Annotated in this window: 7 protein-coding genes; 5 read left to right on the plus strand and 2 right to left on the minus strand. The window is 48.4% G+C overall.

Annotated elements, in window-relative coordinates; translation table 11 throughout:
* The first annotated feature begins 32 nt into the window (after window positions 1-32).
* Both ACJAZW_RS15070 and rpmG read left to right on the plus strand, forming a co-directional pair.
* Complete coding sequence (locus ACJAZW_RS15070) at window positions 33-446, plus strand: DUF983 domain-containing protein (RefSeq protein ID WP_415159571.1); 414 nt, start codon at window positions 33-35, stop codon at window positions 444-446.
* 126 nt (window positions 447-572) lie between these two features.
* Complete coding sequence (gene rpmG, locus ACJAZW_RS15075; protein ID WP_415159573.1) at window positions 573-740, plus strand: 50S ribosomal protein L33; 168 nt, start codon at window positions 573-575, stop codon at window positions 738-740.
* Window positions 741-1,112: 372 nt separating this feature from the next.
* Here rpmG and ACJAZW_RS15080 read toward each other — a convergent pair whose 3' ends face one another.
* Entirely contained in the window at window positions 1,113-2,483 is a 1,371-nt protein-coding gene (locus tag ACJAZW_RS15080; protein ID WP_415159575.1) for a PleD family two-component system response regulator, read from the minus strand.
* Between the two features lie 9 nt (window positions 2,484-2,492).
* Window positions 2,493-2,882 (minus strand): response regulator, encoded by a 390-nt coding sequence (locus tag ACJAZW_RS15085; RefSeq protein ID WP_415159577.1) that lies wholly within the window; start codon window positions 2,880-2,882, stop codon window positions 2,493-2,495.
* 98 nt (window positions 2,883-2,980) lie between these two features.
* Between ACJAZW_RS15085 and ACJAZW_RS15090 the strand changes: the two genes are divergently transcribed.
* From ACJAZW_RS15090 to ACJAZW_RS15100, 3 genes are all read left to right on the plus strand, one after another.
* Window positions 2,981-3,250, plus strand: a complete 270-nt coding sequence (locus ACJAZW_RS15090) for a DUF3572 family protein (RefSeq protein WP_415159579.1) — start codon at window positions 2,981-2,983, stop codon at window positions 3,248-3,250.
* 7 nt (window positions 3,251-3,257) lie between these two features.
* Window positions 3,258-4,568, plus strand: a complete 1,311-nt coding sequence (locus tag ACJAZW_RS15095) for a DNA polymerase IV (RefSeq protein WP_415159581.1) — start codon at window positions 3,258-3,260, stop codon at window positions 4,566-4,568.
* 9 nt (window positions 4,569-4,577) lie between these two features.
* Window positions 4,578-4,890: RidA family protein (locus tag ACJAZW_RS15100; RefSeq protein ID WP_415159583.1), on the plus strand; the 313-nt coding region annotated here is incomplete at its 3' end.

The raw sequence follows: 4,890 nt of genomic DNA on the forward strand, positions 1-4,890 counted from the left end.
CGGGCGCCGAAACAAAAGATAGGGAATGCTGAGTGAGTATTGAATTGAACGCGATTGCAAAGCCCAAACGCGATGTTTGGGTTGCGATTAAGAACGGCATATTGGGGCGGTGCCCCAAATGCGGCAAAGGTCACCTCTTTCAAGGCTATTTAAAGGTGCAAGACAGCTGCGCAAACTGTGGCGAGGACTTGTACCATCACCGCGCAGACGACGCGCCGCCCTATATCACCATGGCAATCGTTGGTCATATAATTGTTGGCATCATGTTGCACTTGGAAATGAATTACGAAATTGACCCCCTGATTCATCTCTATTGGTCGCTGCCCACTGCATTATTTTCTGCACTACTCTTGTTACGGCCGGTGAAGGGAATGGTCATCGGGCTGCAATGGGCAAAATATATGGCGGGCTTCAATCCAAACTTCAGCAAGAATACTGATTTTTGAATTAAACCGTTTAACAAAACATCAATCGGGTGCTTGACTTTTCGCGCTAAATGCCTAGTTTGCGCCCGATATCGATTTTGTGCCGCGCGTATAATTCGCGTGGCCTTTTAATTTGGGATTGCAGGCATGGCCAAGTCAAACACCGTCAAGATCAAGCTGGTTTCAACAGCTGACACAGGCTTCTTCTACGTAGCCAAGAAGAATTCGCGCACACTGACAGAAAAGCTCACACTGAAAAAGTATGACCCTGTTGTGCGCAAGCACGTTGAGTTCAAAGAATCCAAAATCAAGTAAGGTTTCTTTTTGAAATCTATTGATGTGCGAAAAAATCAAAACCCCGCCACAAGGCGGGGTTTTTTAGTGGGCAGTTCAACCCAGCAAGAAGAGGCCACTCTAACGCCAGGTTGAACACGCCCGACCTACGGACCCAGGAAGTTGCGGCGGACCTGAGAAAACTCCGTAGGAATAGGTGGGTTCTTAACGAACCGCTTACCATCTTACCTACACCCACCACGTTCTTTTTCCAACCAAATGCGCCTTCACATAGGCGGATTTCGCCATACATGTTAAAGACTTAACCTTAACACACACCATTAAGATTACCGCTTAATCTTAAGCGCTAACCTTGATAGTTAAACATCTATGGAAATGGGGTTGTTAAGCGCCCTATGCCGCATCGTAAACGATACGGTTGCGCCCTTCCCGTTTTGCCCGATATAGGGCGATGTCAGCACGCTTGAGCATCTGCTCCGGTGTATCATCCTGCAATTCATTGATCGAAATACCAACGCTTACGGTGATATTGAGCGGCATTGTAATGCCTGTGTCAAACGGCTCACTGGCAACGGCATGACGTATGCGCTCGGCGATGTTTTTGGCATGAACCAAATCAGTATCCGGCATCATCACCACAAACTCTTCACCCCCATACCGACAAGCCAAATCCACACCGCGAATATTGCGCTGCAACCGTGCTGCAAATTCTTTGAGCACCTCATCACCTGCCGCATGACCGTGTGTGTCATTCACAGATTTAAAGAAGTCGATATCGAGCATCATCAGCCCAAGGTTGCGATCGCCCTCTTTGGCTTTGTCCAATTGCACACACATATGCCGATCAAAGTAGCGACGATTATAAAGCCCCGTAAGACCGTCAATAACAGCCATAGCCACCGTACTCGATAGATTTTTACGCAGCTCATTGGAATATCGGTACCTACGCAATTGCGTCCGCACACGGGCCGCCAGTTCGTTCCGCTCGATGGGGCGTAAAATGAAGTCATTGACACCAAGTTCAAGCCCGCGCACCACTTTTGGCTTATCGGGCACGTCAGCCACCAATATAATCGGAATGCCGCGTGTATTCTCCAGCGTGCGAATTTGCGAACACACCCGCAACGGATCTATGCCCTCAAGCGCCATACTCACAACAACCAGTTCAAAGTCTTGGTCAGCAAGTTGAAAAGCCGCGTCTTCAGGTTCGGACAAATGGGTGACATTATGATCTTGAGACAACGACTCCATTAGTCGTTTTGCATTGTGCGCGTCAGAATCAATCAACAAAATATTGCCGTTGGTTGGCTCTATCCCTGACGTCATATCAACAATATCTTCAATTGCTAGCGCTTGCCCAGTTACGGCGCGAGCGCGCAATTCATCGGTCAGCCCTTTCAGACGAGCCAAACTCTTCACACGTGCCATGAGTTGAATATCGTCAACTGGCTTTGTCAAAAAGTCATCAGCACCGGCCTCAAGGCCACGCACTTTGTCGGAAGGTTGATCCAGCGCTGTAACCATCACCACTGGAAGATGTTGTGTTCTTGGGTCGGACTTTAGCCGTTGGCAGGTTTCAAACCCGTCCATGTCCGGCATCATCACATCCAGAAGAACCAAATCGCAATCGCCGCGACGACAAATCTCAATTGCGTCTGCACCATTGCTCGCCTCAACAACGTCAAAATACTCTGCCGTAAGTCTGGCAGCCAACAGTTTAACGTTTGTTGGAACATCATCAACAACCAATACTCGTGCCGTCATGAACAGGCCCTACTCTTTGCCGGCTTGCTTGCCCGGCCCTATAAAACTTGCGATTGTCTCTAAGAAATGAGGCAGTGAAATCGGCTTTGAAATGTAGCCCTCACATCCTCCTTCCAGAATTCGCTCTTCATCGCCTTTCATGGCGAACGCGGTGACTGCAATCACAGGAATGTGGGCCAATTCTTCATTCTCTTTGATCCATTTCGTCACAACCAGCCCAGACACTTCCGGCAGTTGAATATCCATCAAGATCAAATCGGGATGATGCTCTTTTGCTATATCTAGCGCTTCAAGCCCATTTCGTGTTTGTATCGTGCGATAGCCCCGCGATTCCAACAAATCGTTGAACAGTTTCATGTTGAGTTCGTTATCCTCAACGATCATCACCGTTTTTGACATATTTCCCCGGATCAAATGTTCACATGACTTGTCGAATTTATGATGCAATTGATTTAACATTCAAAATCTTACGAAAGACGTAATGGGAACAATATTTGATGAGCTTAGTATCAGACCAACTAGTCGACGAAATTGCAAATGCCTGCCTGGCTCATTTGATCAATGAACCGGAACTTCTGGGTCAATTTCTTGGCGAGACAGGAACATCACCCGACGAACTCCGCGCCGGCAATTCCGAACACATAAAGACAGGGCTGCTGGATTTCTTCGCCCATAACGAGCCAGCAATGCTTGCAGTTTGTGCCAATGCTCACATCAGCACTGACCAATTTATGCGCGCCTACTACAACCTCAACCCGGGCGGCTAAACCAAAAATGGCGTCACTTTGCAGGGAGTGTGGACATCAAGAAATCGAGAAAGAGTTCTCCCGATGCCCCGCCTGCATGTCACGCCGCACGATAACGCACCCAGAACTCGCCTCACTCACCATCGCCCATGTGGACTGCGACTCGTTTTTCGCCTCCGTAGAAAAGCGTGACAACCCCGAACTACGAGATAAACCGGTGATTGTGGGCGGCAGCCAACGTGGCGTCGTGTCCACCTGCTGCTACATCGCTCGAATGAGCGGCGTCCGCTCCGCCATGCCTTCTTTTCAAGCAAAGCGACTTTGCCCGCAAGCAGTTTTTGTCAAACCGCGCATGGCCGAATATGTAAAAGCCAGCAAACAAATCCGCGAAGAATTCGACAAACTCACACCTTCAGTGGAACCCTTGAGTATCGACGAGGCCTTTCTTGATCTCTCAGGCACACAGAAACTGCACCATGCCAGCCCTGCGCAAAGCCTTGCAAAACTGGCGCGTGAGGTTGAAAAAAACGTCGGCGTGTCGATTTCGATTGGGCTTTCCCACAACAAATTTTTGGCAAAAATTGCATCCGATCTCGACAAACCAAGGGGTATGGCACTGATTGGCGAAAAAGAAACGACCGCATTTTTGACGGATAAACCGGTCACCATCATATACGGCATCGGCAAGAAATTCGGCGAGCGGTTAGAACGTGATGGCATCACCCGTATCGGCCAATTACAAGAAATGGACCTCAAGGAACTCGCCGGGCGATATGGCGAAATTGGCGGGCGTTTATATTATCTTGCCCGCGGCGAAGACAAACGCAGGGTGAAACGCTCACATGGTGTAAAATCTGTTTCAAACGAAACCACTTTCTTCAAAGATATAAATCAGTTTGAAGAACTTTCTAAAGTGATGCTTCGGCTATCAGAAGAAGTTAGCAGCCGTCTAAAAAAGAAAAATATCGCAGGTGACACTGTGACGCTCAAACTAAAGACCGCAGGTTTTGCAACGCGTACACGACAACGCCAATTACTGACCCCTACACAATTGGCCTACACAATCTATGAAACGGGTCAATCAATGCTCGAAAAAGAAGTCGGCATGACCAGTTTCAGGCTAATCGGCATTGGTGTTTCAGGCCTTTGCAAAGCGCCAGAAAACGATCCCGTAGATTTGATCGACCCCAAGATCGCTCGAAAAGCCGCCGCCGAACGGGCAATGGATAAAGTACGTGATCGGTTTGGCAAAAAAGCGGTCTTGCGCGGCAAACTAATGAGCGGCAAAAAGGAAGAAAATAAAGACGACAAAGATTCGTCAAAACCAAAACAAACCTAGGGTTGCATCATGACACCGGAAGAAAAAATCATTGAACTGGGCTTTCAATTGCCCGCCCCCGTGGCACCACTTGCCAGTTACGTCCCTATTCAACGTACGGGCAATTTGCTGCTTATTTCTGGCCAATTACCAATGGACAGCGAAGGGCTACGCAAAGGGCGTTTGGGCGACAATGTTAGCGTTGAAGACGCACAAAAAGCGGCGCAAATTTGTGCGCTCAATATCCTTGGTCAAATAAAATCAAGCGCTGGTATTGATTTGTCGAACATAAAACAAGTCATCAAACTGGGCGTATTCGTGGCGTGTACCGATGACTTTTTCG

Source organism: Maritalea sp., assembly GCF_047634455.1.
Lineage (GTDB): Bacteria > Pseudomonadota > Alphaproteobacteria > Rhizobiales > Devosiaceae > Maritalea.

Excerpts from the sequence above, each read along its gene's own strand:
- rpmG (WP_415159573.1), top strand. The coding sequence starts at position 573 with ATGGCCAAGTCAAACACCGTCAAGATCAAGCTGGTTTCAACAGCTGAC.
- ACJAZW_RS15080 (WP_415159575.1), bottom strand. The coding sequence starts at position 2,483 with ATGACGGCACGAGTATTGGTTGTTGATGATGTTCCAACAAACGTTAAA.
- ACJAZW_RS15085 (WP_415159577.1), bottom strand. The coding sequence starts at position 2,882 with ATGTCAAAAACGGTGATGATCGTTGAGGATAACGAACTCAACATGAAA.
- ACJAZW_RS15090 (WP_415159579.1), top strand. The coding sequence starts at position 2,981 with ATGAGCTTAGTATCAGACCAACTAGTCGACGAAATTGCAAATGCCTGC.
- ACJAZW_RS15095 (WP_415159581.1), top strand. The coding sequence starts at position 3,258 with ATGGCGTCACTTTGCAGGGAGTGTGGACATCAAGAAATCGAGAAAGAG.